Annotated in this window: 29 protein-coding genes and 1 tRNA gene; 11 read left to right on the top strand and 19 right to left on the bottom strand. The window is 70.4% G+C overall.

The features are described 5' to 3' along the window. The first annotated feature begins 8 nt into the window (after positions 1 to 8). The gene (locus HQQ85_RS21135; RefSeq protein ID WP_254069475.1) at positions 9 to 2,216 is read left to right on the top strand and encodes an ATP-binding protein; all 2,208 of its coding nucleotides are present in this window, start codon (positions 9 to 11) and stop codon (positions 2,214 to 2,216) included. 68 nt (positions 2,217 to 2,284) lie between these two features. Then, entirely contained in the window at positions 2,285 to 3,646 is a 1,362-nt protein-coding gene (locus tag HQQ85_RS16185) for an HNH endonuclease signature motif containing protein (RefSeq protein ID WP_173183531.1), read from the top strand. A 267-nt stretch (positions 3,647 to 3,913) separates the two neighbouring features. Here the strand turns inward: HQQ85_RS16185 and groL are convergent, their stop codons facing one another. The 4 genes from groL to HQQ85_RS16165 all read right to left on the bottom strand — a co-directional run bounded on the left by groL (position 3,914) and on the right by HQQ85_RS16165 (position 7,017). Continuing rightward, positions 3,914 to 5,533: a chaperonin GroEL gene (gene groL, locus HQQ85_RS16180; RefSeq protein WP_173183530.1), complete on the bottom strand. Its 1,620-nt coding sequence runs from the start codon at positions 5,531 to 5,533 to the stop codon at positions 3,914 to 3,916. 179 nt (positions 5,534 to 5,712) lie between these two features. Further along, complete coding sequence (locus tag HQQ85_RS16175) at positions 5,713 to 5,916, bottom strand: cold-shock protein (protein ID WP_173183529.1); 204 nt, start codon at positions 5,914 to 5,916, stop codon at positions 5,713 to 5,715. A 211-nt stretch (positions 5,917 to 6,127) separates the two neighbouring features. Continuing rightward, positions 6,128 to 6,751, bottom strand: a complete 624-nt coding sequence (locus HQQ85_RS16170; protein WP_173183528.1) for a LytR C-terminal domain-containing protein — start codon at positions 6,749 to 6,751, stop codon at positions 6,128 to 6,130. A gap of 14 nt (positions 6,752 to 6,765) precedes the next feature. Continuing rightward, positions 6,766 to 7,017 (bottom strand): DUF3263 domain-containing protein, encoded by a 252-nt coding sequence (locus tag HQQ85_RS16165; protein ID WP_173183527.1) that lies wholly within the window; start codon positions 7,015 to 7,017, stop codon positions 6,766 to 6,768. Positions 7,018 to 7,153: 136 nt separating this feature from the next. Here HQQ85_RS16165 and msrB point away from each other — a divergent pair, with 136 nt between their 5' ends. The 3 genes from msrB (at position 7,154) to HQQ85_RS16150 (ending at position 9,426) form a co-directional block, all read left to right on the top strand. Then, entirely contained in the window at positions 7,154 to 7,555 is a 402-nt protein-coding gene (gene msrB, locus HQQ85_RS16160; protein ID WP_173183526.1) for a peptide-methionine (R)-S-oxide reductase MsrB, read from the top strand. A gap of 2 nt (positions 7,556 to 7,557) precedes the next feature. Then, positions 7,558 to 8,109, top strand: a complete 552-nt coding sequence (locus tag HQQ85_RS16155) for a nitroreductase family protein (RefSeq protein WP_371741935.1) — start codon at positions 7,558 to 7,560, stop codon at positions 8,107 to 8,109. 114 nt (positions 8,110 to 8,223) lie between these two features. Further along, complete coding sequence (locus HQQ85_RS16150; protein WP_371741956.1) at positions 8,224 to 9,426, top strand: MFS transporter; 1,203 nt, start codon at positions 8,224 to 8,226, stop codon at positions 9,424 to 9,426. 4 nt (positions 9,427 to 9,430) lie between these two features. On the opposite strand, the gene HQQ85_RS16145 is transcribed toward HQQ85_RS16150, so the two are convergent. Next, positions 9,431 to 9,643: a multidrug transporter gene (locus HQQ85_RS16145; RefSeq protein ID WP_173183525.1), complete on the bottom strand. Its 213-nt coding sequence runs from the start codon at positions 9,641 to 9,643 to the stop codon at positions 9,431 to 9,433. A 146-nt stretch (positions 9,644 to 9,789) separates the two neighbouring features. Here HQQ85_RS16145 and HQQ85_RS16140 point away from each other — a divergent pair, with 146 nt between their 5' ends. Further along, a complete protein-coding gene (locus HQQ85_RS16140) occupies positions 9,790 to 9,963 on the top strand; it encodes a hypothetical protein (protein ID WP_173183524.1) in 174 nt (57 codons plus the stop codon). A 38-nt stretch (positions 9,964 to 10,001) separates the two neighbouring features. Here HQQ85_RS16140 and HQQ85_RS16135 read toward each other — a convergent pair. Continuing rightward, positions 10,002 to 10,077, bottom strand: a tRNA-Thr gene (locus HQQ85_RS16135). Positions 10,078 to 10,150: 73 nt separating this feature from the next. Beyond that, positions 10,151 to 11,056 carry a thioredoxin domain-containing protein gene (locus tag HQQ85_RS16130; protein WP_173183523.1) on the bottom strand — a complete coding sequence of 302 codons (906 nt, stop codon included), beginning with the start codon at positions 11,054 to 11,056 and terminating at the stop codon, positions 10,151 to 10,153. A gap of 213 nt (positions 11,057 to 11,269) precedes the next feature. On the opposite strand from HQQ85_RS16130, the gene HQQ85_RS16125 reads away from it, so the two are divergent. Continuing rightward, a complete protein-coding gene (locus HQQ85_RS16125; RefSeq protein ID WP_173183522.1) occupies positions 11,270 to 12,367 on the top strand; it encodes an ABC transporter ATP-binding protein in 1,098 nt (365 codons plus the stop codon). An 82-nt stretch (positions 12,368 to 12,449) separates the two neighbouring features. Beyond that, positions 12,450 to 13,742 carry a DUF4032 domain-containing protein gene (locus HQQ85_RS16120; RefSeq protein ID WP_173183521.1) on the top strand — a complete coding sequence of 431 codons (1,293 nt, stop codon included), beginning with the start codon at positions 12,450 to 12,452 and terminating at the stop codon, positions 13,740 to 13,742. Here HQQ85_RS16120 and rlmB read toward each other — a convergent pair. The 4 genes from rlmB to HQQ85_RS21130 are packed head-to-tail and all read right to left on the bottom strand — an operon-like array spanning position 13,739 to position 17,856. Next, complete coding sequence (gene rlmB / locus HQQ85_RS16115; RefSeq protein ID WP_173183520.1) at positions 13,739 to 14,776, bottom strand: 23S rRNA (guanosine(2251)-2'-O)-methyltransferase RlmB; 1,038 nt, start codon at positions 14,774 to 14,776, stop codon at positions 13,739 to 13,741. The genes HQQ85_RS16120 and rlmB overlap by 4 nt on opposite strands. Next, positions 14,769 to 16,187, bottom strand: a complete 1,419-nt coding sequence (gene cysS / locus HQQ85_RS16110; RefSeq protein WP_173183519.1) for a cysteine--tRNA ligase — start codon at positions 16,185 to 16,187, stop codon at positions 14,769 to 14,771. Before cysS ends, rlmB begins: the two co-directional genes overlap by 8 nt. 26 nt (positions 16,188 to 16,213) lie before the next feature. Beyond that, positions 16,214 to 17,371 carry a 2-C-methyl-D-erythritol 4-phosphate cytidylyltransferase gene (ispD, locus tag HQQ85_RS16105; protein WP_173183518.1) on the bottom strand — a complete coding sequence of 386 codons (1,158 nt, stop codon included), beginning with the start codon at positions 17,369 to 17,371 and terminating at the stop codon, positions 16,214 to 16,216. Between the two features lie 2 nt (positions 17,372 to 17,373). Then, a complete protein-coding gene (locus HQQ85_RS21130; protein WP_171703727.1) occupies positions 17,374 to 17,856 on the bottom strand; it encodes a CarD family transcriptional regulator in 483 nt (160 codons plus the stop codon). Between the two features lie 126 nt (positions 17,857 to 17,982). On the opposite strand from HQQ85_RS21130, the gene HQQ85_RS16095 reads away from it, so the two are divergent. Continuing rightward, on the top strand, positions 17,983 to 18,579 hold the full coding sequence (locus HQQ85_RS16095) for a hypothetical protein (protein ID WP_173183517.1): 597 nt from the start codon (positions 17,983 to 17,985) through the stop codon (positions 18,577 to 18,579). Between the two features lie 34 nt (positions 18,580 to 18,613). Here the strand turns inward: HQQ85_RS16095 and HQQ85_RS16090 are convergent, their stop codons facing one another. Continuing rightward, positions 18,614 to 19,294, bottom strand: coding sequence for a response regulator transcription factor (locus HQQ85_RS16090; RefSeq protein WP_173183516.1), 681 nt, complete (start codon positions 19,292 to 19,294; stop codon positions 18,614 to 18,616). Next, positions 19,291 to 20,382 carry a sensor histidine kinase gene (locus HQQ85_RS16085; RefSeq protein ID WP_371741933.1) on the bottom strand — a complete coding sequence of 364 codons (1,092 nt, stop codon included), beginning with the start codon at positions 20,380 to 20,382 and terminating at the stop codon, positions 19,291 to 19,293. The genes HQQ85_RS16090 and HQQ85_RS16085 overlap by 4 nt, the downstream gene beginning before the upstream one ends. Before the next feature lie 270 nt (positions 20,383 to 20,652). Between HQQ85_RS16085 and phoU the strand changes: the two genes are divergently transcribed. Further along, a complete protein-coding gene (phoU, locus tag HQQ85_RS16080) occupies positions 20,653 to 21,309 on the top strand; it encodes a phosphate signaling complex protein PhoU (protein WP_173183514.1) in 657 nt (218 codons plus the stop codon). A 93-nt stretch (positions 21,310 to 21,402) separates the two neighbouring features. Here phoU and HQQ85_RS16075 read toward each other — a convergent pair whose 3' ends face one another. Beyond that, entirely contained in the window at positions 21,403 to 22,155 is a 753-nt protein-coding gene (locus tag HQQ85_RS16075) for a phosphoglyceromutase (protein ID WP_173183513.1), read from the bottom strand. A 73-nt stretch (positions 22,156 to 22,228) separates the two neighbouring features. Here HQQ85_RS16075 and HQQ85_RS16070 point away from each other — a divergent pair, with 73 nt between their 5' ends. Further along, entirely contained in the window at positions 22,229 to 23,041 is an 813-nt protein-coding gene (locus tag HQQ85_RS16070; protein ID WP_173183512.1) for a class I SAM-dependent methyltransferase, read from the top strand. 6 nt (positions 23,042 to 23,047) lie between these two features. Here the strand turns inward: HQQ85_RS16070 and HQQ85_RS16065 are convergent, their stop codons facing one another. The 5 genes from HQQ85_RS16065 to HQQ85_RS16045 all read right to left on the bottom strand — a co-directional run bounded on the left by HQQ85_RS16065 (position 23,048) and on the right by HQQ85_RS16045 (position 26,862). Further along, complete coding sequence (locus HQQ85_RS16065; protein WP_173183511.1) at positions 23,048 to 23,476, bottom strand: hypothetical protein; 429 nt, start codon at positions 23,474 to 23,476, stop codon at positions 23,048 to 23,050. A gap of 27 nt (positions 23,477 to 23,503) precedes the next feature. After that, on the bottom strand, positions 23,504 to 24,616 hold the full coding sequence (locus tag HQQ85_RS16060) for an aromatic acid exporter family protein (protein WP_254069474.1): 1,113 nt from the start codon (positions 24,614 to 24,616) through the stop codon (positions 23,504 to 23,506). After that, positions 24,616 to 25,821, bottom strand: a complete 1,206-nt coding sequence (locus HQQ85_RS16055; protein WP_173183510.1) for a folate-binding protein YgfZ — start codon at positions 25,819 to 25,821, stop codon at positions 24,616 to 24,618. Before HQQ85_RS16055 ends, HQQ85_RS16060 begins: the two co-directional genes overlap by 1 nt. Before the next feature lie 3 nt (positions 25,822 to 25,824). Then, complete coding sequence (locus HQQ85_RS16050) at positions 25,825 to 26,463, bottom strand: FABP family protein (protein WP_173183509.1); 639 nt, start codon at positions 26,461 to 26,463, stop codon at positions 25,825 to 25,827. Positions 26,464 to 26,595: 132 nt separating this feature from the next. Then, positions 26,596 to 26,862 (bottom strand): hypothetical protein, encoded by a 267-nt coding sequence (locus tag HQQ85_RS16045; RefSeq protein WP_173183508.1) that lies wholly within the window; start codon positions 26,860 to 26,862, stop codon positions 26,596 to 26,598. Positions 26,863 to 26,876 lie beyond the last annotated feature (14 nt).

Here is a 26,876-nt window from a genome sequence, read left to right as displayed (position 1 = left end):
CCCTCAGCATGCACGCCATTCTGAGGCAGTGGAACTCCATCTCCCTGCGCACCAAGATCACCGGTGTGACGGTCCTGATGCTGACCTTCGGGCTGGTGGTCTCGGGCGTCGGCACCATGGTGGTGCTGCGCACGTATCTGCTCCAGCAGGTCGACTCGCAGCTCGATCAGGCGAGCGCCGACCCCTCCCCCTTCCTCGGGCCGAACGCGTCGAGCACCTCGTTCAACATCCAGGACATCACGTCCGCGCCTGACGACTACTTCGTCGGCCTGCTCGACGCCTCCGGCAACCTGATCGTCAGCAACTGGGCCGATAAGGACTCCGGCACCATGCCCGCCGCCTTGGTCGACCTCGACACCGCGAACCAGCTCGGCGGCAAGGTCTTCACGGTCGACTCGGTCGACCACAGCGCGGAGTGGCATGCCGTCACGACGATGGTCGAGCTGTTCGGCGGCGACGGCTTCGGCACGGTGGTGATCGCGAAGTCGCTGGTCGAGACCGAGAAGACGACGGCGACCTACCTGTCGATCTTCCTCGCCTTCGGCATCGGCGTGGTCATCCTGGGCGCGATGCTGACGCGACTGCTCGTGACGTCGACCTTCGGCCCGCTGCGGGAGGTGGAACGCACCGCCGCGGCCATCGCCGACGGGGGCGACTTCAGCCGCCGCATGTCGGATGCGATGCCCGAGACCGAGGTCGGGCGCCTGAACCGCTCGTTGAACACGATGCTCTCGCGCATCGACAGCGCCTTCGCCGACCGCGCGCGCACGATCGATCAGATGCGCCGCTTCGTCGGCGACGCCTCGCACGAGCTGCGCACCCCGCTCGTCTCGGTGCGCGGCTACGCCGAGCTCTACCGCATGGGTGCGCTGCAGACGCCCGATGACGTCGCCCAGGCGATGGACCGCATCGAGAAGGAGGCGATCCGCATGGGCACCCTCGTCGAGGACCTGCTCGAGCTGGCCCGACTCGACGAGACCCGGCCCCTGCAGCTCGCCCCCGTCGACCTGCTGCCCCTCTCGATCGATGCGGCATCGGATGCGCGTGCCGCGAGCCCTGGCCGCGAGGTCACCGTGCGCACCCCCGTCGGCCCGCCTGCCGTGCCGTTCAGCCCGGTGCTCGAGGCGCCGCCCGCGGAGGAGACCGACCCGCCCGCCGAGGACCTCGCACCCGGCTCGGCGTACCAGCCGCCGGACGGTGAGGAGCAGCCCCCCGCCGGCAGCCCCAAGCCCTCGCTGTACGTGTCGGCGGAGCCTCGTGAGCCCTCGACCGGCTCGCTCTACACGACCGGACCGGTCGAGCCCGTGACGCCGACGACCCCCGATCCCGTAGCGGAGACGACGGAGCCCGCCGAAGCCGTGTCACCCGTCATCCCTGCCGCACCTCTCTCACGTGCCTCGTCGGACATGGCCTCCGAGACGGTCGTCGCACCCCAGGAATCGGCCGAACCTTCCGCGGCCGCAGAGACCACCTCACCGCCGGCCGTCGGGAAGCCCGCGCGGGCCTGGGGGCTTCCGCGGGGCGGCTCGGCCTTCGCCTCGGGGCAGTCGGCCGCCCGTTCGGCCGGGTCGTCCTCCGCCACCCCCGACGGCGGGGCCGGCACCCCGGGCGACGCCACCGGGCCCATCGGAACACCCGCACGCAAAGGCGCCTCGGCGTCGGTGCGGTCGTCGGCGAACGCGGCCATGGCGCGGCTGCGGCGCCGGCCGAAGACGGCGGGCGGAGCATCCGGAGACCCCGCCCTCGACGGCACCGAGGAGTTCGCCGCGACCGGTGAGATCGAGCTGACGCCTGCGGTGCGGCCGATCGTGCTCGCCGAGGAGAACAAGATCCGGCAGGTGCTGACGAACCTGATCGGCAATGCGCTGCGCTTCACCGACGCCGACAGCCCGATCGAGCTCGTGGTGCAGGTCGACGAGGCCGCGGGCGTCGCAATGGTCGACATCGTGGACCACGGTGACGGCATCCCGCCGCAGATCCGCGAGAAGATCTTCCAGCGCTTCTGGCGCGCCGACTCCTCGCGCACCCGCGAGACGGGCGGCTCGGGCCTCGGCCTCGCGATCGTCTCGTCGATCGTAGCGGCGCACCACGGCACGGTGCAGGCGCTCGAGACGCCGGGCGGCGGCGCGACCTTCCGCGTCACCCTCCCCCTCATGGACGCGGCCGCCACCGCGGCGCCGGCGGCAGCCCCCGCTTCGACTCCGGCCCCGCGCTAGGCGCATCCATCGCTCCGGCCAGAGTCGGTAAACGAGATTTCATCAGCTGTTTCTGATAGAATCTCACTATGAGTTCAGTCGTCAGCATCCTTGAGATGGCCGCCAAGGTCTGCGGCCGTTCTGGCGCGGGTTTGGCGGGTCTCGGTGATGACGAGTTGCTCGAATTGATGGCGGCCTACGAGGCTCTCGGTCGCGCGGTGTCGGCGCAGCAGGTGCAGCTCGCCGGTGAGGTCGGGGTGCGGTCGCGAACCGAGCTGGGCGACGAGGGGCTCAGCCGGTCGCAGAATTTCACCAGCCCGGTCGCGCTCGTCGCGAAGGTCACCGGGGCGTCGGCGCGGGCGTGCAAAGCTCGACTCGAGCTCGGGCGGAAGCTCCGTGGTGCCGTGCTGCTGGGTGGTGGCGAGGGGCCGGCGCCGTTCCCGGCGGTCTCCCGGGTGCTCGATGAGGGTGTGCTCGGGGTCGAGGCAGCGACGGCCATCGTGAAGCAGTGTGGGGTGCTCGCGGACCGTGGATGCCCGGCCGACGTCGTGGCCCTCGCCGAGGAGACACTCGTCGACCAGACCCTCTCGTGCCGGCTGACCGCCGACGAGACGTTCAGGGCCGCCATTCACCTGCGCGAGGTGCTCGACCCCGATGGTGCCGAACCGCGCGATGAGGTACTGCAGCTGCAGCGGTCGTTGACGATCGCGCTGGCGCCGGATGGGATGTACCGGGGGAAGTTCGCCCTCACCCCTGAGCAGGGCGGGGTGTGGCACTCGAGCATCCGGGCGTTGCAGAGCCCCCGAGTGGCCGGGCCGCGGTTCGTCGATGGGGACGAATACGTGATCGCCGATGGCCGCACGCAGGCGCAGAAGAACGTCGACACCGTCACCGAGCTCATCGCCCGTGCCGCCGGGGCGGACGACATGCCCCGCATCAACGGCGCCATCGCCACGGTCAACGTGCATATGACCCTCGACGACCTCGAAAAGGGCCGCGGAGTCGGGTGGATCGACGGCATCGACCAGCCCGTCCCCGCCTCCACCGTCGCGCAGCTGCGATGCTCGTCGCCGGTCGCGGCGACGCTGTTCGGCGACAAGGGCGAGGTGCTCTATCACGGCAAGGCGAAGCGACTCTTCACCGCGGCGCAGAACAGGGCACTAGCCGCCCGGGACGGCGGCTGCGTGTGGCCCAGTTGCGACCGGCCACCTTCGTTCTGCGAAACACATCATGCGAACGAGTGGGTCTCGGACGATCATCCGCCCGGAAGAACCGACATCGACAACGGCGTGCTCCTCTGCCACTTCCACCACTCGCATCTGCACAAGTCACCGTGGAAACTGACGATGCAGGAAGGCACACCTCATCTGATTCCGCCGAGGTGGGTCGACACGGAGCAGAAACCGATCCCGACCACTCGTCGACGTACCATTCAGCGACCCGCCGCTTAGCCAGCCACCGCATCCGAGGGCAAGCGCGAAGCGCGCGGCAGCACACCCGGCTGCCGCGCGCTGACGCGCTTGCCCGAGATGGTCATGGCTGAGTCGGTAAAAGCAGCTTTCGTCATCCGGGTGCACCCGCGGGCTGAGATCCGAGCGGCGAAGGACCGTCGGTGAACGCAGAAGGGCGGCTCCCGGAGGAGCCGCCCTGTGCGGTGGTGCGTGCGGCGCGAGCCGCGGGTGGGGTGACGCGGCGCGAGCCGCGGCACCCCGTGCGGACTAGAAGTCCATGCCACCAGTGGGGTCGCCGGCCGGAGCCGGGTTCTTCTCGGGCTTCTCGGCGACGACGACCTCGGTGGTGAGGAAGAGGCCGGCGATCGACGCGGCGTTCTGCAGCGCCGAGCGGGTGACCTTGGCCGGGTCGATGATGCCGGCGGCCAGGAGGTCGACGTACTCACCGGTCGCGGCGTTCAGGCCCCAGCCGTAGTCGAGGTCGCGCACCTTGGCGGCGACGACACCCGGCTCCATGCCGGCGTTGAAGGCGATCTGCTTCAGGGGCGCCTCGATGGCGACCTTGACGATGTTCGCACCGGTGGCCTCGTCACCGACGAGGTCGAGGTTCGCGAACGCGGTCTTGCCGGCCTGGATGAGGGCGACGCCACCACCGGCGACGATGCCCTCTTCGACGGCAGCCTTGGCGTTGCGCACGGCGTCTTCGATGCGGTGCTTGCGCTCCTTCAGCTCGACCTCGGTGGCGGCACCGGCCTTGATGACAGCGACACCGCCGGCGAGCTTGGCGAGGCGCTCCTGGAGCTTCTCGCGGTCGTAGTCGCTGTCGGTGTTCTCGATCTCGGCACGGATCTGAGCCACGCGACCGGCGATGGCGTCGGCGTCGCCGGCACCCTCGACGATGGTGGTCTCGTCCTTCGTGATGACGACCTTGCGGGCCTGGCCGAGAAGGTCGAGGGAGACGTTCTCGAGCTTGAGGCCGACCTCCTCGGAGATGACCTGGCCGCCGGTGAGGATCGCGATGTCCTGCAGCTGCGCCTTGCGACGGTCGCCGAAGCCGGGAGCCTTGACGGCGACCGACTTGAAGATGCCGCGGATCTTGTTCACGACGAGCGTGGCCAGGGCCTCGCCGTCGACGTCCTCAGCGATGATGAGGAGCTGCTTGCCGGTCTGGATGACCTTGTCGACGATCGGCAGCAGGTCCTTGATGTTCGAGACCTTCGAGTTGACGATCAGGATGTAGGGGTCTTCGAAGACCGCTTCCTGACGCTCAGGGTCGGTGACGAAGTACGCCGACAGGTAGCCCTTGTCGAAGCGCATGCCCTCGGTCAGCTCGAGCTCGGTGCCGAAGGTGTTCGACTCCTCGACGGTGACGACACCCTCCTTGCCGACCTTGTCGATGGCCTCGGCGATGATCGCGCCGATCTCGGGGTCGGCGGCGGAGATCGACGCGGTGGCGGCGATCTCTTCCTTGGTCTCGATCTCCTTGGCGTTCTTGATCAGCTCGGCGGAGACGGCCGCGACGGCCTTCTCGATGCCCTTCTTGAGGCTGATGGGGTCGGCGCCGGCGGCCACGTTGCGGAGGCCCTCCTTGACGAGCGCCTGCGCGAGCACGGTCGCGGTGGTGGTTCCGTCGCCCGCGACGTCGTCGGTCTTCTTGGCGACCTCCTTGACGAGCTCGGCACCGATCTTCTCGTAGGGGTCGTCGAGCTCGATCTCCTTGGCGATGGACACGCCGTCGTTGGTGATCGTGGGGGCGCCCCACTTCTTCTCGAGGACGACGTTGCGACCGCGCGGGCCGAGCGTGACCTTGACGGCATCGGCGAGCGTGTTCAGGCCACGCTCGAGGCCGCGGCGGGCCTCTTCATCGAAAGCAATGATCTTTGCCATGTGTGTTTCTCGTCCTCCCTGGACGTCATCAAAGATTCAGCGGTTAGCACTCGAACTTCATGAGTGCTAAACCAATATTGGCACTCGGGGTGCGCGAGTGCAAGTGAACCTGTGACGACGCCGGGCATGGCGAAACGCCCCGGCCCAGAAGGGCGGGGCGTCTCGCTGGATCGAAGCCGTCAGGCCAGACGGACCGATTCCGCCTGCGGACCCTTCGATCCGGTGCCGACCTCGAAGACGACCTGCTGGCCCTCCTCGAGGACCTTGTAGCCGCTCATGTCGATCGCCGAGTAGTGCACGAACACGTCCTGTCCGCCCCCGTCGACCGTGATGAAGCCGAAGCCCTTCTCAGCGTTGAACCACTTCACGGTTCCGTTCGCCATCGTTACTCCCAAGTGCTGTGTTTCTGCAGAAGTGACACGGTTGCCACGCCCATTTCCAGATACTAATCACTGCTCCGGCGAGCACGACGGCCGATCCGGGTGAATTCGACACATCGTGACAGCAACTCAACACGGTCGAAACGTGCGCGAAACAACGGGGCCCCGCGAGGGGGTCCAGGATGCCCGCCGGCACGACCGGCGGACGCCGCCGCTACTCGACCGGAGCGTCCTCGGCCGGGGCTTCTTCCGCCGGCGCCTCCTCGGCCGGCGCCGCCGCGTCGGTGAGCCCGGGCCCGGCGTAGTCGGTGCCGAGCACCACGGTGAGGTCGGCACCCGGGAACGAGGCGTTCAGCTCGGTCGGCACCCCGCCGAGCAGCTGGGCGAGGCCGAGCGCCGCCCCCTCGTTCGCCGCATCGGCGTAGTAGACGGTGGTGGTGGCGAAGTCGGTGGTGCTGGCGTTGGCGCGCGAGCCGACGTTCCAGCCGCTCGCGACCGCCGCGTCGCCGACGCGCGTGGCGAGGCCCGCGATCTCGGTGCCGTTCAGGACGGTGACCGACTTGGTGCCATCGGTGACCGGCGCGACCGTGGGGGTCGGGGTCGGCGCCTCGGTGGCGGCGGTCGACGAGCCGGCGCCCCCCAGCGCATCCGTGAACTGGTTGTTGTTGTCGATGATCGCGAGGTAGCCGATGCCCGCACCCACGAGCAGCACCGTCGCGAGCGCCGCCCAAGCGAGCACGCGCCAGCCGCGACCGCGCGGCACGGGGCCGCGGTGCGCGCCCACGCGCCCGGACGGGGCGGGCAGGCGGTCGAAGCTGTCCTCGGGGAAACGTGGCATGGAGCGGCAGGGTCCTAGTCGTCGCGCGACAGCAGCCGGGCCGAGCGCGCTGCGAGACGCGCCTCCCGGACCCGCTGAAGCCTCTTGATGAGCATCGGGTCGTGTGCGAGAGCGGCCGGGGAGTCGATCAGCGCACCGAGAAGTTGATAGTAGCGGGCGGAGGAGAGGCCGAAGGTCTTGCGGATCGCCTGCTCCTTGGCGCCGGCGTGGCGCCACCAGCTGCGTTCGAAGACGAGGATGCGGATGTCGCGCTCGCTGAGCTCCATGCCCTGCCCTCCTGTCCGATCCCGACATCATATTGGCGGGTAGCTCAACGCCCGCCGATAGCCGCGCGGCACCCAGACATTCCTGCGATGATCGTTCGCGGCCCCGATCACCCGATCCCGTTACAGCAGGAGCATCATGAGCTACCAGGTTTTCAAGTCCGACGACGAGTGGCGCGAGGAGCTCTCCGCCGAGGAGTTCGCCGTGCTGCGGCAGGCCGCCACCGAGCGCCCGTGGACGGGCGAGCTGCTCGACGAGCACCGCGAGGGCGTCTACCGCTGCAAGGCCTGCTCGGCCGAGCTCTTCCGCAGCGAGACCAAGTTCGACTCGCACTGCGGCTGGCCGAGCTTCTACGACCCGGCCGGCTCGGACGCCGTCGAGCTGATCGAGGACCGCACCCTCGGCATGGTGCGCACCGAAGTCCGCTGCGCCCGCTGCGGCTCGCACCTCGGCCACCTCTTCGACGACGCCCCGCAGACGCCGACGGGCGACCGCTACTGCATGAACTCCGTCTCGCTCACCTTCGACGAGGTCGAGTAGCCGTGCCCGGTGTGAAGGAGGCGATGCTCGCCCGTCGCTCGTCGTCGAAGGTGACGGATGCGGCACCCAGCCCCGCGCAGGTGGCCTCGGCCGTCGAGGCGGCCGGCCAGCTCGCCGACCACAGCGGCCTGCGCCCGTGGCGGGTCATCGAACTGCGTGCCGACGGCATCAGCCGCCTCGGCCGCGGACTCGCGGAGGCCGACGGCGCGAAGGACAAAGACGTCGAGAAGTTCGTGGCGAAGGCGCACCGCGCCCCGCTCGTGCTGGCGATCGTCGTGTCGTACGCCCCGAAGCACAAGGTGCCGAAGTGGGAGCAGGAGGCGGTGGCCGCCGGAGTCGCGCACAACCTCTCGCTCGTGCTCGACGACGAGGGCTGGGGCGTGTTCTGGCGCACCGGCGAGCACACCCGCGCCAAGGCCGTGAAGAAGGCCCACCGGCTCGGCAAGAACGAGGAGCTGCTCGGCTGGCTCTACGTGGGAGGCGTGCCGCCCCGCGGTCGCAAGCCCCGCGGGAAGGGGCGCATCCGCGTCTCGGAGCACCTCTCGACCCTCTGACGGCCGTAGGCTGAGAGCACTGTGACCGATCTGGATCGTGCTCCGGTCAACGACGACTCCCTTCTTCCTTCCGGCGGCTCCCCCGCCCAGGACCTCCCCGCCGGGCCGGCGCTCATCGACGTGCCCGCGGCCCGGCGGTGGCTCGCCATCCTCGCCCTCGCGCTCGGCGGCTTCGGCATCGGCGTCACCGAATTCGTCACGATGGGGCTGCTGCCGAACATCGCGGCCGACCTGCTGCCCGGCCAGTACGCGGTCGACGCGGCGGGCGCCAACGCCAACGCGGGCCTGCTCGTCTCGGCCTACGCCCTCGGCGTCGTGGTGGGCGCCCCCACCATCGCCGCCGCTGCCGCCCGCTGGCCCCGCAAGCGCCTGCTGCTCGTGCTCGTGGCGGTGTTCGTGGTGGGCAACCTGCTCTCGGCGATCCTGCCCTCGTTCGGCCTGGTGCTAGCCGCGCGCTTCGTCAGCGCCCTGCCGCACGGCGCCTACTTCGGCATCGCCTCGCTCGTCGCGGCTTCGCTGATGGGGCCCGACAAGCGGGCCCGCGGTGTCGCCTTCGTGCTGGGCGGCCTCACCATCGCCAACGTGGTCGGCGTGCCCTTCGGCACCTTCCTCGGCCAGAACTTCGGCTGGCGCAGCGCCTACCTGATGGTCGGCATCATCTTCGCCGTGACCTTCGTCGCGATCGCCCTCACGGTGCCGTTCCGTTCGGGCGACCCGACGGCCACGATGCGCAACGAGCTGAAGGCGTTCACCCGTCTGCAGGTCTGGCTCACGCTCGCGGTCGGGTCGATCGGCTTCGGCGGTGTGTTCGCCGTCTACACCTACGTCGCTCCCGTGGTCACCGACGTCACCCGGCAGGGCGACGGCTTCGTGCCCTGGGTGCTCGTGGCTTTCGGCGTCGGCATGACGATCGGCAACGCCCTCGCCGGCTGGCTGACCGACCGCTCGGTGAAGCGCTCGCTCGTCATCGGCATCCTCGGCACCGGGCTCTCGGTGCTCGCCTTCGCCCTGACCGCGCACACCGTGGCCGGTCTGATGATCTCGATCTTCTTCGTCGGCGCCTTCGCCGGGTCGTGCTCGCCCGCCATCCAGACCCGGCTGATGGACGTCTCGCACAATGCCCAGACCATCGCCGCCGCCCTGAACCACTCGGCGCTGAACATCGGCAACACACTCGGCGCGTTCCTCGGCGGCGTCGCCATCGCGGCGGGCTTCGGCTACCTCGCCCCCGCCTACGTGGGCGTGGGGCTGGCGGCGCTCGGCTTCGTGGCGCTGCTGGCGTCGTTCGCGGTCGACCGGGCGCGCAGCCGGGCCTGAGCCGCTACTCGCGCGGGCCGGCCTCGGCGTCGCCGTCGGGGTCGATGATCTCCGGGTCGCCGCCCGGCCGCACCTCGGCGTCGTCACGGAGGTCGATCCGCGTCGTGCCGTCGGCCGTCGTCGAGACGTCGATGCGCGGGGCCGCGTCGGCCTCCGTCGCGTCGGGGGCACTGGTCAGCTGGTCGTGGCGCTTCTCGGCGTCGGTGGGTTCGCGCATGGGTCAAGTCAACCCCGGTGAGCGGATGCGCGCACGAACGCCGCTCCGCGCATCCGCTCGACGCCCCCCGAACGCGTGACACGTCTCACAGCATCTGTTCACACGTCTGCAATGATCCTGTCGCTGAGGCGACGTAATCTGGCGTCATGCCTTCGACGACGAGACGTCGCCGGAGGCGACGCGACTCCAGCCGCTACTACGTCAACCCGAGCCGCGACCGCGCGATGCGCATCGGCAGGATCGTGCTCGTCGCCGTCATGGGCGTCGTGGCCCTGGGCCTCGCCGTGATGGCGATGTACGGCGACCGCATCCTGAGCTGACCCGCCCGGCCGCTCAGGCCGAGCAGAGCGGATGCTCGTGGGGCCGGCCACGGGACTCGAACCCGTAACCCCCGCTTTACAAGAGCGGTGCGCTACCAATTGCGCCAGGCCGGCTGGGGTGGAACACCTCATTGTAGCGACGAGCGCGACGGCCGCCCGGCGCACCGGACGGCCGTGGCTCGTTCGCTCAGCCCGCGGTCGGGGCGGGAGTCGGCGTCGCGGTCGAGTAGGCCTCGCCCGAGACCTGCACGACGAAGGCGCTGAAGGCGTCGGGGTCGGTGAGGGAGCCGGTGTACTTCTCGCCGTTCACGAGCACCGTCGGGGTGCCGGTGACCTTGGCCTCGTCGGTGTCGGGCAGCGGGCCCTCGAGGGCGCGCGAGGTGGAGTCGGCCACCCAACCCCGGAAGGTGGTGTCGTCGATGCACGACTCGATGTCGCCCTGCGCCGTCACCTTGGCCTCACCGGCCAGGTCTTTGAGCTTCTGGTTGTCGAGGCCCTCGGTGTTCTCGGCCGGCTGGTTCTGGAACAGCAGCGAGTTGTAGTCCCAGAACTGGTCGGGCGAGTAGTTCGCGACGCAGGCGGCGGCGTTGGCCGAGCGCGTCGAGTACTTCGAGCCGAGCGAGGATCGGTCGAGGATCGACAGCGGGTGGATCTCGACGGTGGCGGCGCCGGACTCGATCCACTCCCCCAGCTGGGTGGTGTTCGTGGCCTCGAACTGGCCGCAGTAGGGGCACATGTAGTCGAGGTAGACGCGGATGTCGACGGTGCCGGACGCCGGGTCGTTCACGGTCGGCACGGGGTCTTCGCCGGCGGCGAGGGCGGGGGTGGTCTCGGCGACGAAGCCGGTGCCGATCTGGATGCCGTCGCTCGCCATGTTCTGCGGGCCGGGGCCGGCCGGGCGGATGGTCGACACGATCACCAGCGCGACACCGACGATGATCGCGATGACGACGACGCTGAGCGAGGAGATGAGGATGGCGCGGTTGCGCACCTCTTTCTTGCGCTGCTCCTCACGGAGCTGCTTCGCCTTCTCCCGGGCGGCCTCGCGTCGCTGGTTCTTGGACTGACGATCTCCGGGTCCGTCGATGGTCATACGTCTCTTCCGTGTGGTGGTGTCGGGGGTGGGGCGCGACTAGGGGCTCGCGACCACTCAAGGATAGTAGGAAGCGAGTCTGGGAACTGGCCACAGGGTGGCTGTGCGCCCGAGCTGTGCGAGAATGAGCGATGGACCCTCGCTGTCGAGGGTCGGTTCCATCCATCACAACGGATCGTCCGGCACGTACCTGCCGGTGAAGGAGAAATGAACATGGCATCTGTCACTTTCGACAAGGCGTCCCGCGTCTACCCCGGCGCCACCCGCGCGTCGGTCGACAAGCTCGACCTCCAGGTCGCCGATGGTGAGTTCCTCGTGCTCGTCGGCCCCTCCGGCTGCGGCAAGTCCACGTCGCTGCGCATGCTGGCCGGCCTCGAAGAGGTCAACGAGGGCCGCATCCTGATCGGTGACCGCGACGTCACCGACATCCCCCCGAAGGACCGCGACATCGCGATGGTCTTCCAGAACTACGCGCTGTACCCGCACATGACGGTCGCCGAGAACATGGGCTTCGCGCTCAAGATCGCCGGCGTCGGCAAGGACGAGCGCGCAGCCCGCGTGCTCGAGGCCGCGAAGCTGCTCGACCTCGAGCCCTACCTCAGCCGCAAGCCCAAGGCCCTCTCGGGTGGTCAGCGTCAGCGCGTCGCCATGGGCCGCGCCATCGTGCGTCAGCCCCAGGTGTTCCTGATGGACGAGCCGCTGTCGAACCTCGACGCCAAGCTGCGCGTGCAGACCCGCACCCAGATCGCGTCGCTGCAGCGCCGCCTCGGCGTCACCACGGTCTACGTCACCCACGACCAGACCGAGGCGCTCACCATGGGCGACCGCATCGCCGTGCTGAAGGACGGCCTGCTCCAGCAGGTCGGAACCCCGCGCGACCTGTACGAGAAGCCGAACAACGTGTTCGTCGCCGGCTTCATCGGCTCCCCCGCGATGAACCTGTTCCACGCCGACCTGGCCGACGGCGGCGTGCGCTTCGGCACCTCGGTCGTGCCGGTCGACCGCGAGACGCTCGCCAGCACCAAGGGCACCAGCGCCACGATCGGCGTGCGTCCCGAGGACATCGTGCTCTCCTCCACCCCGGGCGAGGGCCTCGAGGTCACGGTCGACCTGATCGAGGAGCTCGGCGCCGACGGCTACCTCTACGGCCACTCCGAGATCGAGGGCAAGCGCACCGACATCGTCACCCGCGTCGACGGCCGCTCGCACCCCTTCGTCGGCGACAAGGTGTACCTCACCGCCGCCCCGAACCACGTGCACCTGTTCGACCTCGAGTCGGGCGAGCGCATGGGCAACAAGGCCATCGTCTGACCTGCCCGATCCTGATCGACTCTGCCGTGGCTCCCAGGGGCCACGGCAGAGTCGTCTCCCCACCACGAGACGGATGAGCCCCATGAGCACCTCCCTGAACATCACCTCGGCCACGGCCGACCCGGCGCTGCTCGACCTGCCCTGGGAGCTGCCTCTCGACGACTGGGCCGACGAGTACATCGCCGCGCTGCCCAAGGGCATCTCCCGTCACCTGGTGCGCTTCGCCCACCTCTCGGGCCACGTGATCGCCATCAAGGAGACCACCGACGAGATGGCCAAGCGCGAGTACGACATGCTGCGCACCCTGCAGCGCCTCGACGTGCCCTGCGTCGACCCGCTGGCCGTGGTCACCAACCGCCGCACCTACGACGGCGACGTGCTGAACTCCGCGCTCGTCACCCGGCACCTGAAGTTCTCGCTGCCCTACCGCGCGCTGTTCTCGCAGCAGCTGCGCCCCGACACGGCCACCCGTCTCGTCGACGCCCTCGCCGTGCTGCTCGTGCGCCTGCACGTCATCGGCTTCTTCTGGGGCGACGTCTCGCTCTCCAACACCCTCTTCCGGCGCGACGCCGGCGCCTTCGCCGCCTACCTCGTCGACGCCGAGACCGGCCAGCTCTACGAGGGCGGCCTCTCCAACGGCCAGCGCGAGAACGACCTCGAGATCGCCCGCGTGAACATCGCCGGCGAGCTGATGGACCTCGAGGCCGGTGGCCGCATCGACGAGGAGCTCGACCCGATCACCGTCTCGAACGGCATCGTCGCGGCCTACCGCTCGCTCTGGAAGGAGCTCACCGGCTCCGAGTCGTTCAGCAGCTCCGAGCGCTGGCGCATCAACGAGCGCGTCGACCGCCTGAACGACCTCGGCTTCGACATCGAGGAGCTCGCGATCAAGACCACCGAGGGCGGCACGACCGTGCGCATCCAGCCCAAGGTGGTGGATGCGGGGCACCACCAGCGCCGCCTGCTCCGGCTCACCGGGCTCGACGCCCAGGAGAACCAGGCCCGGCGCCTCCTGAACGACCTCGACTCGTACACGGCGAAGTACGGCCGCAAGGCCTACGACGAGGAGATGCTCGCGCACGAGTGGCTCGCCAAGGTGTTCGAGCCGGTCATCCGCGCCATCCCCCGCGACCTCAAGGGCAAGCTCGAGCCGGCCGAGATCTTCCACCAGCTCCTGGAGCACCGCTGGTACATGAGCCAGGAGCAGAACCGCGACGTGCCGCTGGCCGAGGCGCTGTCGTCCTACGTCGAGGACATCCTGCGCCACCGACGCGACGAGGCCACCGTGATCGAGCCCCCGACCGGGGCGATCACGATGGCCATCGCGGTGCAGGACGCCGCGTCCGACGACGAGGACTGGCGCCTGAAGGTCTAACCCTTCTTCAGGGTGCGCTGCCTGGCGATCTCGTAGAGGGTGACCGAGGCCGCGATTCCGGCGTTCAGCGACTCGGTGCCCGACGAGATCGGGATCGAGACGATGGCGTCGCAGGTCTCGGTGACCAGGCGCGACAGCCCCTTGCCCTCGTTGCCCACGACGATCACGATCGGGCCCTGGGCGAAGTCGAGGCCCGGCAGCTCCACGTCGCCGCCGCCGTCGAGGCCCACCACGAAGACACCCGCGGCCTTGAAGGCCTTGAGGGTCTGGGTGAGGTTCGACGCCATGGCGACGGGCGTGCGGGCCGCGGCGCCGGCCGAGGTCTTCCAGGCCGAGGCGGTGACGCCTACCGAGCGACGCTGGGGCACGATCACGCCGTGGCCGCCGAACGCGGCGGTCGAGCGGATGATCGCCCCGAGGTTGCGCGGATCGGTGATGCCGTCCAGTGCCACGAACAGCGGCGTCTGGCCCTTGCGCGTGACCTGGTCGAGCAGCGTCTCGGGGTGCGCGTACTCGTAGGGCGGCACCTTGAGGGCGAGGCCCTGGTGCACCGAGTCGTGTCCGGAGAGCCGGTCGAGCTCGGGGCGCATGACCTCCATCACGGGGATCCCGCGCTTGTTCGCCAGCGACAGCGCCTCCTTGACGCGCTCGTCGACCTCGACGCGGAACGCCACGTAGAGCGCCGTCGCGGGGATGTGCGCGCGCAGCGCCTCGACCACCGAGTTGCGCCCGGTGACCATCTCGCTGTCGTCGGCCTTCTTGACCCGGCGGGCGGGTGCGCTCCGCGGAGCTTCCTGACCCCGCTCGGAGGACGAGCGGGCGCCGGGCCGGCCCTTGCCGCCGGACGCGGCGAAGCGGTCGCGCGCGGCCTTGGCCTTGCCGGCGGGGTGGTACGGCCGGTCTTCGGCCTTGGGCGTGGGCTTCTTGCCCTCGAGCGCCTGGCGCCCCTGCCCGCCCGAGCCGACGGCGCGGCCCTTGCTTGTCTTGCGTACGGCTCCGGCCCGCGAGGGGCGTGCCGATCCTGATTTAGCCATCGAGACTCCAGTGCGCGCCCGTGGGCGTGTCTTCTATCGAGATCCCCGCTTGTCCGAGTTCGTCCCGGATGCGGTCCGCGGTGGTGAAATCGCGGCTCTTGCGTGCCGTCTCACGGTCGGAGACGAGTCGTTCGACGAGGGCACCGAGCGCGCGCTCGGCCCCGCTGCCGGTTCGGGAGGCCCACTCGGGGGCCAGAGGGTTGATGCCGAGCACGTCGGTCATGGCGAGCACCTGGCCGAGCAGCGTGGCCGCCTCGGCGAAGTCCTCGTCGTCAAGGGCGGCGTTGCCGCGGCGCACGGTCTCGTGGATGACCGCGATCGCCTGGGGCACGCTGAGGTCGTCGTCCATCGCCTCCCGGAACTCCTCGGGCACGACCAGCACGGCGGTGCCCTGGAAGCGGGTGCCCTCGAGCCGGCGCTCGGCGCGCTCGAGGAAGCCCTCGATGCGGGAGACCGCGGCCTCGGCCTCCTCCAGCGCACCCTCGTGGTACTCGAGCGTGGAGCGGTAGTGGGCGGCGCCGAGGTAGTAGCGCAGTACCACGGGGCGGGCCGAGGCGATCAGCTCGGCCGCGAAGATGGAGTTGCCGAGCGACTTCGACATCTTCTGGCCGGTGACGGCCACCAGGCCGTTGTGGATCCAGAGGTTGGCGAACGGGTCGCCCGCCGCGTGCGACTGGGCCAGCTCGTTCTCGTGGTGCGGGAAGCGCAGGTCGAGGCCGCCGCCGTGGATGTCGAACTGCGGCCCGAGGTACTTGGTGGACATCGCGGAGCACTCGATGTGCCAGCCGGGGCGGCCGGCACCCCAGGGGCTCGGCCAGGCCGCCGTCTGCGGCTCGCCCTCCTTGTGCCCCTTCCAGAGGGCGAAGTCGCGCACGTCGCGCTTGCCGCGCGAGTCGGAGTCGCCGGCCGGCGCCATGTCGTCGAGCTTCTGCCGGGTCAGCTCGCCGTAGGACGGCCAGGAGGCGGTGTCGAAGTAGACGTCGCCCGTGCCGTCGTCGGTGGCGTAGGCGTGGCCGTTCTCGACCAGCCTGGCGATGATCGCCTGCATCTCGGAGATGGAGGCGGTGGCCCGCGGCTCGTAGGTGGGCGGCAGCACGCCGATCGCGCTGTAGGCGGCCGTGAACTCGAGCTCGATGCGGTAGGCCAGCGCCCACCACTCCTCGGTGGTGCCTGCCGCGTTCATCAGGATCTTGTCGTCGATGTCGGTGACGTTGCGTACGAAGGTCACGACGTAGCCGTTGTGGTCGAACCACCGCCGCAGCTGGTCGTAGACGAGCGCCGAGCGCAGGTGCCCGATGTGCGGGGACGACTGCACGGTCGGGCCGCACACGTAGATGCCGACCCGGCCCGGAACGATGGGCGAGAAGTCGGTGAGCGCGTGGGCCTTCGAGTCGTAGAGTCGGATGGTCACCCCCACAGTTTAGAGGGCCGCCCCGCTCAGGTGCTGCGTGTGACGCCGACGACGAGCGCCGTCGCGATGGCAGTGAGCCCCTCGCCCCGCCCGACGGAGCCGAGCCCGTCGGTCGTGGTCGCCGAGACGCTCACGGGGGCTCCGAGCACGGCCGACAGCAGCGCGTCGGCCTCGGCCTTCCGCGGCGAGAAGCGGGGACGGTTGCCGACCAGCTGCACCGAGACGTTGCCGACCGTGAAGCCCTCGGCCGCGAGGATCTGGCGCGTGCGGCGCAGGAAGACCTCGCCGTGCGCCCCGGCCAGCTCGGGGTCGGCGGTGCCGAAGCGGCTGCCGAGGTCGCCGAGGCCGCTCGCACCGAGCAGGGCGTCGCAGATGGCATGCGCGACGACGTCGCCGTCGCTGTGCCCCGAGAGACCCCGCTCCCCCGGCCAATGCAGGCCGGCGAGCCAGAGCTCCTCGCCCTCGTCGCCCGAGAAGGCGTGGGCGTCGACGCCGACGCCGGTGCGGAGCGCCGGGAGGCTCCGGCGCAGCAGGTCCTCGGCACGGCCGAGGTCGTCGGCGGTGGTGATCTTGAACGAGCGGCCGTCGCCGGCCACCACCGAGACGGGATGCCCGGCCTCGCGCAGGAGGGCGGCGTCGTCGGTGAAGTCGCCGGCCGCGAGCCGGTAGGCCTCGGTGAGCTGCTCGAGCGGGAAACCCTGCGGGGTCTGCACCGCGGTGAGGGTGGAGCGGTCGATCGTGTCGCGCACGGTGCCGTCGGCGGCGACGCCCTTGATGGAGTCGGTCACCGGCAGCCCCGGGATGACGCCGTGACCGGTCGAGCGCACGGCGGCGACAACTCGGTCGAAGACCTCGGGCGGAGTGAAGGCGCGGGCCGCGTCGTGCACCAGCACGATCTCGGTGCCCTCGGGCACGACGGCGAGCCCGGCGGCGACGGACTGCTGCCGGGTGGCGGCACCCGCCACCACGACCGCATCGAGCCCGGCTGCCGTCTCGGCGACGAGCGCCTCGGGCACGACGACCACGATCGACGCAGGTTCAGCCATGCCGCGCACCGGGTCGAGCGAGCGCGACAGGATCGTGCGGCCGGCGATCTCGACGAACGCCTTGGGCCGATTCAGCCCCAGGCGCGTGCCCGAGCCGGCCGCGACGACGACGACCGCGACCGATGGGGTGACCGGCACTGCTAGGAGGCCAGGACCTCGTCGAGGACGAGCGACGCCTTCTCCTCGTCGGTCTTCTCGGCGAGCGCGAGCTCGGAGATGAGGATCTGACGGGCCTTCGCCAGCATGCGCTTCTCGCCGGCCGAGAGCCCGCGATCCTGATCGCGGCGCCAGAGGTCGCGCACGACCTCGCTGACCTTGATGACGTCGCCGGAGGCGAGCTTCTCGAGGTTGGCCTTGTAGCGGCGCGACCAGTTGGTGGGCTCCTCGGTGAAGGGAGCACGCAGCACCTCGAACACCTTGTCGAGGCCCTCGCGGCCGATGACGTCACGGACGCCGACCAGGTCGACGTTCTCGGCGGGCACCTCGATGGTCAGGTCTCCCTGGGTGACACGGAGCTTCAGGTAGATCTTCTCTTCGCCCTTGATGACCCGGGTCTTCACCTCGGAGATCGTTGCGGCTCCGTGGTGGGGGTAAACGACAGTCTCGCCGACCTCAAAAAGCATGTATGGATGTCCTTCCGTGACCTCTAGGATACCACAGCGGGCATGTACTAAGGGTGTCCTAACCAGCCCCTCCCCGCCGCCGCGTTGTAGGGTGAAGTCAAAGCGTCTACGCCTCTGGAGGGTCTTGTGAGAGCTCGGTTCGCGGCATCCGTTCTGACGGCTGCACTCGTCGTCACCGGTACGGCCGGGTGCGCCTTCATCACGCCCCAGGTGACCGGTGAGATCAAGCAGGTCACCGACGGCGTCAACACCACCATCGGCGACGTCGACGTGCGCAACGCCACGCTGATCAGCGACACCGGCGAGCTCGCCAGCCTGCTGGTCTCCTTCGTCAACAACACCGACCAGCCCCAGTCGGTCACGGTGCAGTACGAGAACGGCTCCACCGGCGAGCGCGTCTCCCAGGAGGTAGAGCTCGAGGGCGACGCCGACAACGTCGGCACGATCACGAGCTTCGGCGGCACCGACTCCGAGCAGATCCTGCTCGAGAACGTCACCGAGCCGGGCAGCCTCTTCCCCGTCTACTTCCAGTACGGCGACACCGAGGGCGAGCAGCTCATGGTGCCGGTGCTGAACACCTCGCTGCCCGAGTACGACGGACTGGCGCCCACCGCGACGCCCACGCCGACCCCCACCGTCGCGCTGCCGACGCCGACCGTGGTGCCGACACCGGCCCCGACCGGCGCCACCGACGAGACCGAGCAGAGCCCCGAGGGCGAGTAGCCCCCAGGGCCCGGCGGGCGGGCGGCCCGGAGGCCTACGCCTCGAAGCGGTAGCCCAGCCCGCGCACGGTCACCAGCAGCGTCGGCTCCGACGGCGTCTTCTCGATCTTCGAGCGGATGCGCTTGATGTGCACGTCGAGCGTCTTGGTGTCGCCGAAGTAGTCCGAGCCCCAGACCCGGTCGATCAGCTGACCGCGCGTCAGCACGCGCCCGGCGTTCCGGAGCAGCAGCTCCAGCAGCTCGAATTCCTTCAGCGGCATGGAGACCTCGGTGCCATCGACGGCGACCGTGTGCCGCTCCACGTCCATCGACACCGGGCCGGCCTTGAGCATCGGCTCGGCGGCGTCGAGCACCTCGAGCTGACGCCGCATGACGGCCCGGATGCGCGCCAGCAGCTCCCGCGTCGAGTACGGCTTGGTGACGTAGTCGTCGGCGCCGAGCTCCAGGCCCACGACGATGTCGATCTCCGAGTCCTTCGCCGTCAGCATGATGATCGGCACCGAGGAGCGGGTGCGGATCTCACGGCAGACCTCGGTGCCCGGGATGCCGGGGATCATCAGGTCGAGCAGGATGATGTCGACGCCGCCCCGGTCGAACTCGCTGAGCGCGCTCGGGCCGTCGGGTGCCACGGTCACGCCGTAGCCCTCGCGACGCAGCAGGTAGCTGAGCGGCTCGCTCAGCGCGGCCTCGTCTTCGACCAGCAGGATGTGGGTCATCGCTTCTCTCCTTGCAGGGCGGCTGCGGAGTTCGAGGCCTCCGGCAGCCGGATGGTGAACGTCGAGCCCTGGCCGATCTGCGACCAGGCCCGGATGTCGCCGCCGTGGTTCTGCACCACGTGCTTGACGATGCTGAGGCCGAGACCGGTGCCGCCCGTGTTGCGCGAGCGCGCCTGGTCGACCCGGAAGAAGCGCTCGAAGACGCGGGGCAGGTCGTCCTCGGGGATGCCGATGCCCTGGTCGGTGACCGAGAGCTCGACGACACCCTCCTCCAGGCGCACGCCGATGCCGATGCGCGAGCCGTCGGGCGAGTACTGGATGGCGTTGGCGATCAGGTTGTTCACCGCGAGGGTGAGCAGGGTCTCGTCGCCGTCGATCATGACGTGCTTCTTGCCGCCGACCGCGAGGGTCATGTGCCGGGCGTCGGCCGCCACGTGGTTCTGGTCGACCGCGTTGGAGATGATGCCGTCGAGGTCGAGGCGCTTCGCGGTGCTCAGCACATCCGTCGCCTGCAGGCGCGACAGCTCGATGATCTCGCGGGTGATCTGGGAGAGCCGCGTGGCCTCGGTGGCCATGCGCTTGGCGAAGCGGCGCACCTGCTCCGGGTCGTCGGAAGCCGGCTCCAGCGCCTCGGCGAGCAGCGAGATCGCGCCGATCGGCGTCTTCAGCTCGTGGCTGATGTTCGCGATGAAGTCGCGCCGCGTCTCCTCGAGCCGGTACGAGTCGGTGCGGTCGTCGGCGAGCACCACGACGTAGCGGCTGCCGAGCCGCGCCACGCGCACGTCGAGGTGGATCAGCGCCTCGCCGAAGGGCCCGCGGGCGAGCGTGATCTCCTGGTCGACGGGCTCTCCGGTGCGGCGCACGCGGGCGACCAGCCCGTCGATCTCCGGGTGCACGAGCACCTGGTTCGACACCAGGCCGTAGGTGTAGGCGGCCGACGAGGCCTTGACGACGTTGTTCGAGGGGTCGAGCACGAGGCCCGCCGACTCGATCGCGTCGATCACCTGATCGACCCCGTCGGGGACGGCGCTCGAGGTCGCCGCGACGGCATCGCTCCCGCGTCGCTCGGCGACGTGCAGGAGGGCCATGAAACCTGCTCCGACGACCAGGCCGAGTGCCACGGACAACAGCACCAACCAGCCTGTTTCCATGCTGACTACACTAGTGAGTCCGATCGGGGCCAGACTGAGGTCGGGGGCCGGAGGGGCTTCGCTTCGGCGACTGTTCAACTGACCGGCACCTGACGTTAACCTGCCCCCGGGAGGATGGATCCGTCGCCTGCCGATCGCGGCGGTGCGCCGCGCGCACGCGTGGTCCATGTCCGACGTGTCCGCCGTACCCAAGAAAGGACCACACGCATGCGTGAGGTATTCCAGCAAGAGCTGCGCGAGGTTCAGGATCGTCTCGTCGAGATCTCCGAGCTCGTCACGGTCGCCATCACCAACGCCACCGCGGCGTTCAACGAGTCGAACGTCACCCTGGCCGAGAAGGTCATCGCCGAGGACCCCAAGATCGACGCCCTGGCCTCGAGCCTGGACGAGCTGGCCATCAACATCCTCGCGCTGCAGCAGCCGGTCGCCCGCGACCTGCGCATCGTGGTCACCGCGCTCCGCGTCAGCGCCTCGCTCGAGCGCATGGGCGACATCGCCGAGCACATCGCCCAGCTCGCGCGCTACCGCTACCCCGACAAGGTGGTGAAGAAGAGCCTGCGCCAGACCTTCGCCGAGATGGGCCGACTCGACGTGGAGATCGCGAAGAAGCTCACCGTGCTGCTGAAGACCGAAGACCTGGCGCTGGCCGACGAGATGCGCAACGACGACGACGCGATCGACGAGCTGCACGTCAGCGTGTTCGACGCGGTGCTCGGCGCCCACTGGAAGGGCGAGGCGGTCGACACCGTCGACGTCACCCTCGCCAGCCGGTACCACGAGCGCTTCGCCGACCACGCGGTCTCGATCGCCAAGAAGGTGCAGTACCTCGCCACGGGCGAGTGGGTCGGCTCCTCCAACCCCTGAGTCGGACGACGCTGATTCACCGTTCGTTCACGGAAGAAGCCCCGGCCGCGTCAGCGGGCCGGGGCTTCTTCGTGTTCGGGATGCGAGTGAGGGCTACTTCTTGCCCTGCGCCGCGACGGCGGCGGCACCCGCGGCGGCGGCCTCCGGGTCGAGGTACTCGGCCGGACCGACGGGCACGAACGACTCGTCGAGACGGTAGACGAGCGGGATGCCCGTGGGGATGTTCAGCTCGGCGATGTCGTCGTCGCTGATGCCGTCGAGGTGCTTGACGAGCGCGCGCAGCGAGTTGCCGTGCGCGGTGACGAGCACGGTCTTGCCGAGGGCCAGGTCACCCGTGATGTCGCTCTCCCAGTAGGGCAGCATGCGGTCGATGACGTCCTTCAGGCACTCGGTGCGGGGCACGGCGTCGCCGAGGTCGGCGTAGCGCGGGTCGCCCACCTGCGAGTACTGGTCGTCGTCGGCGATGGGGGGCGGCGGCACGTCGAACGAGCGGCGCCAGGTCTGGAACTGCTCGGGACCGTACTCGGCGAGCGTCTGCGCCTTGTCCTTGCCCTGGAGGGCGCCGTAGTGACGCTCGTTCAGACGCCAGGAGCGCTTCACGTCGACCCAGAGGCGGTCGGCCACCTCGAGCGCGAGGTCGGCGGTCTGGATCGCACGGGTCAGGCGCGAGGTGTACAGCACGTCGGGCAGCAGCCCCGACTCGGCGAGCAGCTCGCCGGCGCGCTTGGCCTCGGCGACGCCCTGCTCACTGAGCTTCACGTCGACCCAGCCGGTGAACAGGTTCTTCTGATTCCAGTCGCTGTTGCCGTGGCGCAGCAGGATGAGGGTGTAGGGCTCTGTTGGCATGGTTCCATCCTATCCAGGGGGCTCGGCCTATCCAGGGGCCCGGGCGGGCATCCGCTCGTGCTTGGATGGTCGCATGCCGATCGGTGCCGTCACCCGGGGAACGACGGGCACCAACCGTCTGCGCCGCGTCGACCGCTTCATCGGCACGCTGCCGGTGCTGCACCGCACCGACGACCCGCTGGTCGTCGACCTCGGCTACGGCGCGAGCGGCGTGACGGCGTTCGAGCTGCAGGCCCGGCTCGCCGGCGTGCGGCCCGACGTCGAGGTGATCGGCTTCGAGATCGCGCCCGAGCGCGTCGCCACCGCCACCGCCCAGCTGAAGGACGTGCGCGACGGCCGCACCCCGTTCGACCGCGAGGCGCGGGTGTCGTTCGCCGTCGGCGGCTTCGAGGTGCCGCTCCCGGCGGGACGCGACGCCGCGGTCATCCGGGCCTTCAACGTGCTGAGGCAGTACGACGAGAGCGCCGTGCCCGATGCCTGGCAGCGGATGCTCGGCCGCCTGCAGCCCGGAGGCCGGCTCGTCGAGGGCACCTGCAACGAGGTGGGCCGGGTGGCGAGCTGGGTCACGCTCGCGCCCGAGGGGCCGGAGAGCTTCACGGTGTCGTTGCGACTGGCGGAGCTCGAGCATCCGTCGATCGTCGCGGAGCGACTGCCCAAGGCGCTGATCCACCGCAACGTGCCCGGCGAGAACGTGCACCGCTTCCTGGCCGAGCTCGACCGGTTCTGGCAGCACAACGCGGGGCTCGGCAGTTACGGACCGGTGCAGCGCTGGGTCGCCACGGTCGGCGCGATGGCCGCCGCCGGCTGGTCGGTGCGCACGCCGAAGCGCAGGCAGCGGCTCGGCGAGCTCACTGTCGACTGGGCCGACGTGGCTCCCCTGGCCTGAGCGGGCCTACTTGATCGGGAGCTCGATCTCCTGGTCGCCGACGCGCACGGTGAGCGGCTCGGCGGTGGTGACGAGGTCGGGCGTCCAGAACACCGAGGTGTGGGGCACGAAGTCCATGGTGCAGGGGCCGCTGGAGATGGGGCGGGTGGTGATCTCGACCACGTTGCCCTCGCCCTCGGGCTCGACGACCTCGATGTGCGAGCCGACCACCGGGCAGGTCGAGCTGCCCGAGATGGCGACGGCGATCTGCGAGCCCTCCTGCAGCCAGAAGGCCTGCAGGCCCTGGTCGGCGCCGCCCTCGGACTCGGTGGCGATCTCCTCCTCGTCGGGGAGGCCGGAGAAGTTCTGGGTGGGGCCGGTCTCGGTGCACCCGGTGAGCACGAACGCGAAGGCGGTGGCGACGAGAACGGCGGGAACGAGCTTTCGCATCTGCATGGCTCTACGGTATCGAATCCGCGGGCCTCACGTGGTGATGTCGGGCAGCGTGCGCCGGGCCTCCTCGAGCGGCATGCCGCTGGCCGCCAGCAGGTCGAGCACGAGCGGCCGGATCGACAGCACGAGCGCCGCCTCGGCGAACGGCTGCCCCGGGGTCAGCACCCGCGGGTCGAGCCGGATGGCGACGAGCACCAGGCTCTGCTGCACCACCGGACGGAGCTCGGGCCGGTCGATGCTCTGGCCGAGCAGGGCCGTCGCACTGAGGATGCCCGCCAGCAGTTCGGCGAGCTCCGGGCGCGGGTGCCCGTCGCCCAGCACGCTCAGCCGGCGGCTGATCACCCGGAGGTTGCGGGCCGCGTGATCGAGGTTCAGCTGCATCGTCTGCAGCTCGGCCAGCTCAGCCCGGTGCCGGCGGAGGAACGGCGAGATGCGGGCGATGGCGACGGCCGAGTCGAGCGAGCCGCGCCACTGCTCGACGAGCACCTGGGTGCCGCGGGCGCGGCTGAGCACGAGCTCGGCGGTGTGCTGGTCGCCGATGCGCAGCACCGTCACGAGCGAGGACAGGATGGCGGTGAAGGCGGCGAAGAACTTCAGCCCCTCGCGGCGGGCCGCCCGGCGCGGGTCGCGCGGGATGAGCGCGGTGCAGGCCAGGGCGACGAGCCCGCCGAGCACGGCGTCGGCGGTGCGGGTGAACGGGCCGCCGGCCGGCACCGGCATGAGCGAGACGAGCGAGGCCTGCACGGCGGCGAGGATCGGCAGCCCGGGCACCGGCGAGAGGAAGCGGGTGACGGTCAGCGCCACGAGCACCGTCACCGCGAACTGCCAGAGCCCCTGGCCGGCCAGCAGCAGGATGACCTCGCTCAGGGCTATGCCGACCGTCATCGCCACCGCCGTCTCGGCCACCCGGCGCGGCCGGGCGTCGAGCACCAGCCCGAGGCTCGACAGCGTCACGGTGACCGCGGCGATCGGGTAGGGGTGGGCGAGCACGAAGTGCGCCAGCGCGTAGGCGATCGTCACCGCGACGGCGAGCTGCAGCAGGGCCGGCGCGCTCGTGAGGGTGCGCTCGGCGGAGGCGCGGGTGAGCGCGGCCCAGCGCGCGGGCAGCGGCAGGGTGCCGTCGTCGGCCGCGGGTGCGGTCACTACCGCGTGCGGGCGCCGAGGCGCGGCAACCGCACCCGGCCGACCGCGGCACCCGCGTCGGGCCCCACGATCGTGTCGGCCGAGGCGGCGACGTCGCCGGCCTCGGTGCGCACGACGAGGGGCTCGCCCTCGGGTGCCTGGCGGCGCAGCACCGCGAGCGCGATGGGGCCCCACTCGTGGTGGTTGCCCACCGAGGTCACGTGGCCGAGCGCTTCGGGTACCTCGTCGAGGGGCAGCGCGGCGTCGGCCGCCCGCAGCACCGGGTCTCCGGCCGCAGGCAGCACCGCGTCGGAGCCGTCGAGCTGCAGCTGCACGAGCCGCCGCGGCGGGTGGCCGAGGTTGTGCACCTTCGCCACGGTCTCCTGGCCGCGGTAGCAGCCCTTCGCGAGATGCACGGCCGATCGCATCCAGTCGAGCTCGTGCGGGATGCTGCGGTCGTCGACCTCGGTCGACAGGCGCGGCCGCCAGGCGGCGATGCGCAGCGCCTCGAGGGCCAGCACGCCGGCCGCCGAGAGCTCGCGCCGGCGCACGGCGTCGGCGAGCGTCTCGAGGCCCGCGCGCGGCACGAGCCCCTCGCGCCAGAACCAGTCGGCCCCCGCGTGCTCGGCGGTCTGGGCGTACTGCACGCCCCCGGCGACGACCTCGGGCCACGGGTCGGCCCAGACGAGCGGATGCCCGCCGCCCTCGGCCAGGGCGGAGACGAGCGCCGGCGCGGCGCCCTCGAGCACCCCCGGCCCGGCGGCCAGCCAGCCGATCGTGGCGAACTCGGCGCTGCGGTCGGCGATCTCGACCCGGAGCATGAAGCGCATGCGCTGCAGCCACTGCTCGAGCGGCTCGGTCTCGGCTGCGTCGACGAGCAGCCAGGCAGTCTCTCCGTCGTCGAGCACCCGGATGGCGTGCTCGATGCGTCCGGCTGCGGAGAGCAGCAGCGTCTCGGCGGACTCCCCCGGGGCGAGCCCCGTGAGGCGCTGGCTGGTGACGGAGTCGAGCCAGGACAGGCGGTCGGGGCCGGTCACCGACACGACGCCCCGGTTCGAGAGGTCGACGACGGCCGGGGCGGCGGTGGCGCGGCCGGAGCGGGCGGCATCGAGCATCCGCTGCTCGGAGACGGGGTTGCCGTAGTGGGCGGCCACGCCGTCGTCGGCACCGGAGGCGGCGACGGCGCCGGGGAGGCTGAGGAAGGGCGAGGCGACGCGGAGCGTCACGGCTCAGTCGACCTTCGCGAGCCGGGCCGAGGCGTGGGTGCGGAGGTCTTGGCCGAGGGCCGCGATGTCCCACGCCCAGAGCAGGTGGTTGTCGACGAGCCCGTAGAGGCGGGTGGCCGCCGCGTACTCCTTGGCGGAGCGGGTGCGCACGACCGCGTCGGTGGCGAGGTCGATGCGGGGGCCCTTGACCTGACCGAGGTAGAGCTCGCTGACTCCGGTGGGATGCACGAGGGCGACCTCGATGTCGAAGCCCTCGGCCGCGTTGCGGAGCGTCTCGACCGACTGGGCGGTGTTGAAGGGGCGCGGGCCCTCACCGGGGAGCATGCCGGGGCCGGCGTCGCCCTCGATGTGCAGGCGGCTGAGGCGCCAGTAGCCCGTCTCGGCGGTGAGCGGGGTGGGCTCGGTCTCGTCGCCCTGGGGCAGCAGCCAGCTCGAGGAGCTGTAGTTGAGGAAGGGCAGGCCGTCGTGGCTGAAGCTGATGCGCTGGCCGAACTCGCGCGAGACGCGGGTGGGCTCCGTGCCCTCCTCGGCGCCGGCCGGCGGGTCGATGGCGTAGTCGATGACGCCGGTGCCCTCCCACACGCCGATGAGCCAGGAGAGAGGGACCAGTTCGGCGGGGAGCCCTGTCGGGATCTCGATCACGGTCGCTCCTCGCCGGTCAGCGCTGGCCGCGGAAGAGCTTGTAGATGACGACCCCCGAGGTCCAGGCGATCGCGAGGCTCGCGAGCCCGAGAAGGCCGATGAACAGGAGTTCGAGCGCGACGTAGGACATGCCTAGATCCTAGCCCCCGCCGCGAAGGCGAGGGGCGCGAGCACCGCCGTCGCGACGGCCAGGATGACCACCGCTCCGCCGAGGCTCGCGGAGACGCGGTCGACGAAGCCCTTGCGCACGGGCACGAGCAGCTGGATGCCGAAGGTCACCACGAGGGCCAGCCCGAGCACCACGGGCAGGAAGACCAGGAAGCTCGCGGCGGGCACGAACAGCCCCACGGCGACAACGGCCACCACGGAGAGGATCCAGACCGGCACTACGCTTCTCATGAGCAGACTCATAC

It is taken from the genome of Herbiconiux sp. VKM Ac-2851 (assembly GCF_013205105.1).
GTDB lineage: Bacteria > Actinomycetota > Actinomycetes > Actinomycetales > Microbacteriaceae > Herbiconiux > Herbiconiux flava.
This window is presented reverse-complemented; position numbering and strand designations above follow the sequence as displayed.

Coding starts and splice junctions, on each gene's coding strand:
- HQQ85_RS16125 (WP_173183522.1), top strand. CDS start 11,270: ATGGCATCTGTCACTTTCGACAAGGCGTCCCGCGTCTACCCCGGCGCC.
- HQQ85_RS21130 (WP_171703727.1), bottom strand. CDS start 17,856: ATGCTTTTTGAGGTCGGCGAGACTGTCGTTTACCCCCACCACGGAGCC.
- HQQ85_RS16165 (WP_173183527.1), bottom strand. CDS start 7,017: ATGGAGCTCAGCGAGCGCGACATCCGCATCCTCGTCTTCGAACGCAGC.
- HQQ85_RS16090 (WP_173183516.1), bottom strand. CDS start 19,294: ATGACCCACATCCTGCTGGTCGAAGACGAGGCCGCGCTGAGCGAGCCG.
- phoU (WP_173183514.1), top strand. CDS start 20,653: ATGCGTGAGGTATTCCAGCAAGAGCTGCGCGAGGTTCAGGATCGTCTC.
- rlmB (WP_173183520.1), bottom strand. CDS start 14,776: ATGGCTAAATCAGGATCGGCACGCCCCTCGCGGGCCGGAGCCGTACGC.
- HQQ85_RS21135 (WP_254069475.1), top strand. CDS start 9: ATGCACGCCATTCTGAGGCAGTGGAACTCCATCTCCCTGCGCACCAAG.
- msrB (WP_173183526.1), top strand. CDS start 7,154: ATGAGCTACCAGGTTTTCAAGTCCGACGACGAGTGGCGCGAGGAGCTC.
- HQQ85_RS16130 (WP_173183523.1), bottom strand. CDS start 11,056: ATGACCATCGACGGACCCGGAGATCGTCAGTCCAAGAACCAGCGACGC.
- HQQ85_RS16145 (WP_173183525.1), bottom strand. CDS start 9,643: ATGCGCGAACCCACCGACGCCGAGAAGCGCCACGACCAGCTGACCAGT.
- HQQ85_RS16065 (WP_173183511.1), bottom strand. CDS start 23,476: ATGCAGATGCGAAAGCTCGTTCCCGCCGTTCTCGTCGCCACCGCCTTC.
- groL (WP_173183530.1), bottom strand. CDS start 5,533: ATGGCAAAGATCATTGCTTTCGATGAAGAGGCCCGCCGCGGCCTCGAG.
- HQQ85_RS16045 (WP_173183508.1), bottom strand. CDS start 26,862: ATGAGAAGCGTAGTGCCGGTCTGGATCCTCTCCGTGGTGGCCGTTGTC.
- HQQ85_RS16120 (WP_173183521.1), top strand. CDS start 12,450: ATGAGCACCTCCCTGAACATCACCTCGGCCACGGCCGACCCGGCGCTG.
- HQQ85_RS16170 (WP_173183528.1), bottom strand. CDS start 6,751: ATGCCACGTTTCCCCGAGGACAGCTTCGACCGCCTGCCCGCCCCGTCC.
- HQQ85_RS16140 (WP_173183524.1), top strand. CDS start 9,790: ATGCCTTCGACGACGAGACGTCGCCGGAGGCGACGCGACTCCAGCCGC.
- HQQ85_RS16185 (WP_173183531.1), top strand. CDS start 2,285: ATGAGTTCAGTCGTCAGCATCCTTGAGATGGCCGCCAAGGTCTGCGGC.
- HQQ85_RS16175 (WP_173183529.1), bottom strand. CDS start 5,916: ATGGCGAACGGAACCGTGAAGTGGTTCAACGCTGAGAAGGGCTTCGGC.
- HQQ85_RS16085 (WP_371741933.1), bottom strand. CDS start 20,382: ATGGCCCTCCTGCACGTCGCCGAGCGACGCGGGAGCGATGCCGTCGCG.
- HQQ85_RS16075 (WP_173183513.1), bottom strand. CDS start 22,155: ATGCCAACAGAGCCCTACACCCTCATCCTGCTGCGCCACGGCAACAGC.
- HQQ85_RS16070 (WP_173183512.1), top strand. CDS start 22,229: ATGCCGATCGGTGCCGTCACCCGGGGAACGACGGGCACCAACCGTCTG.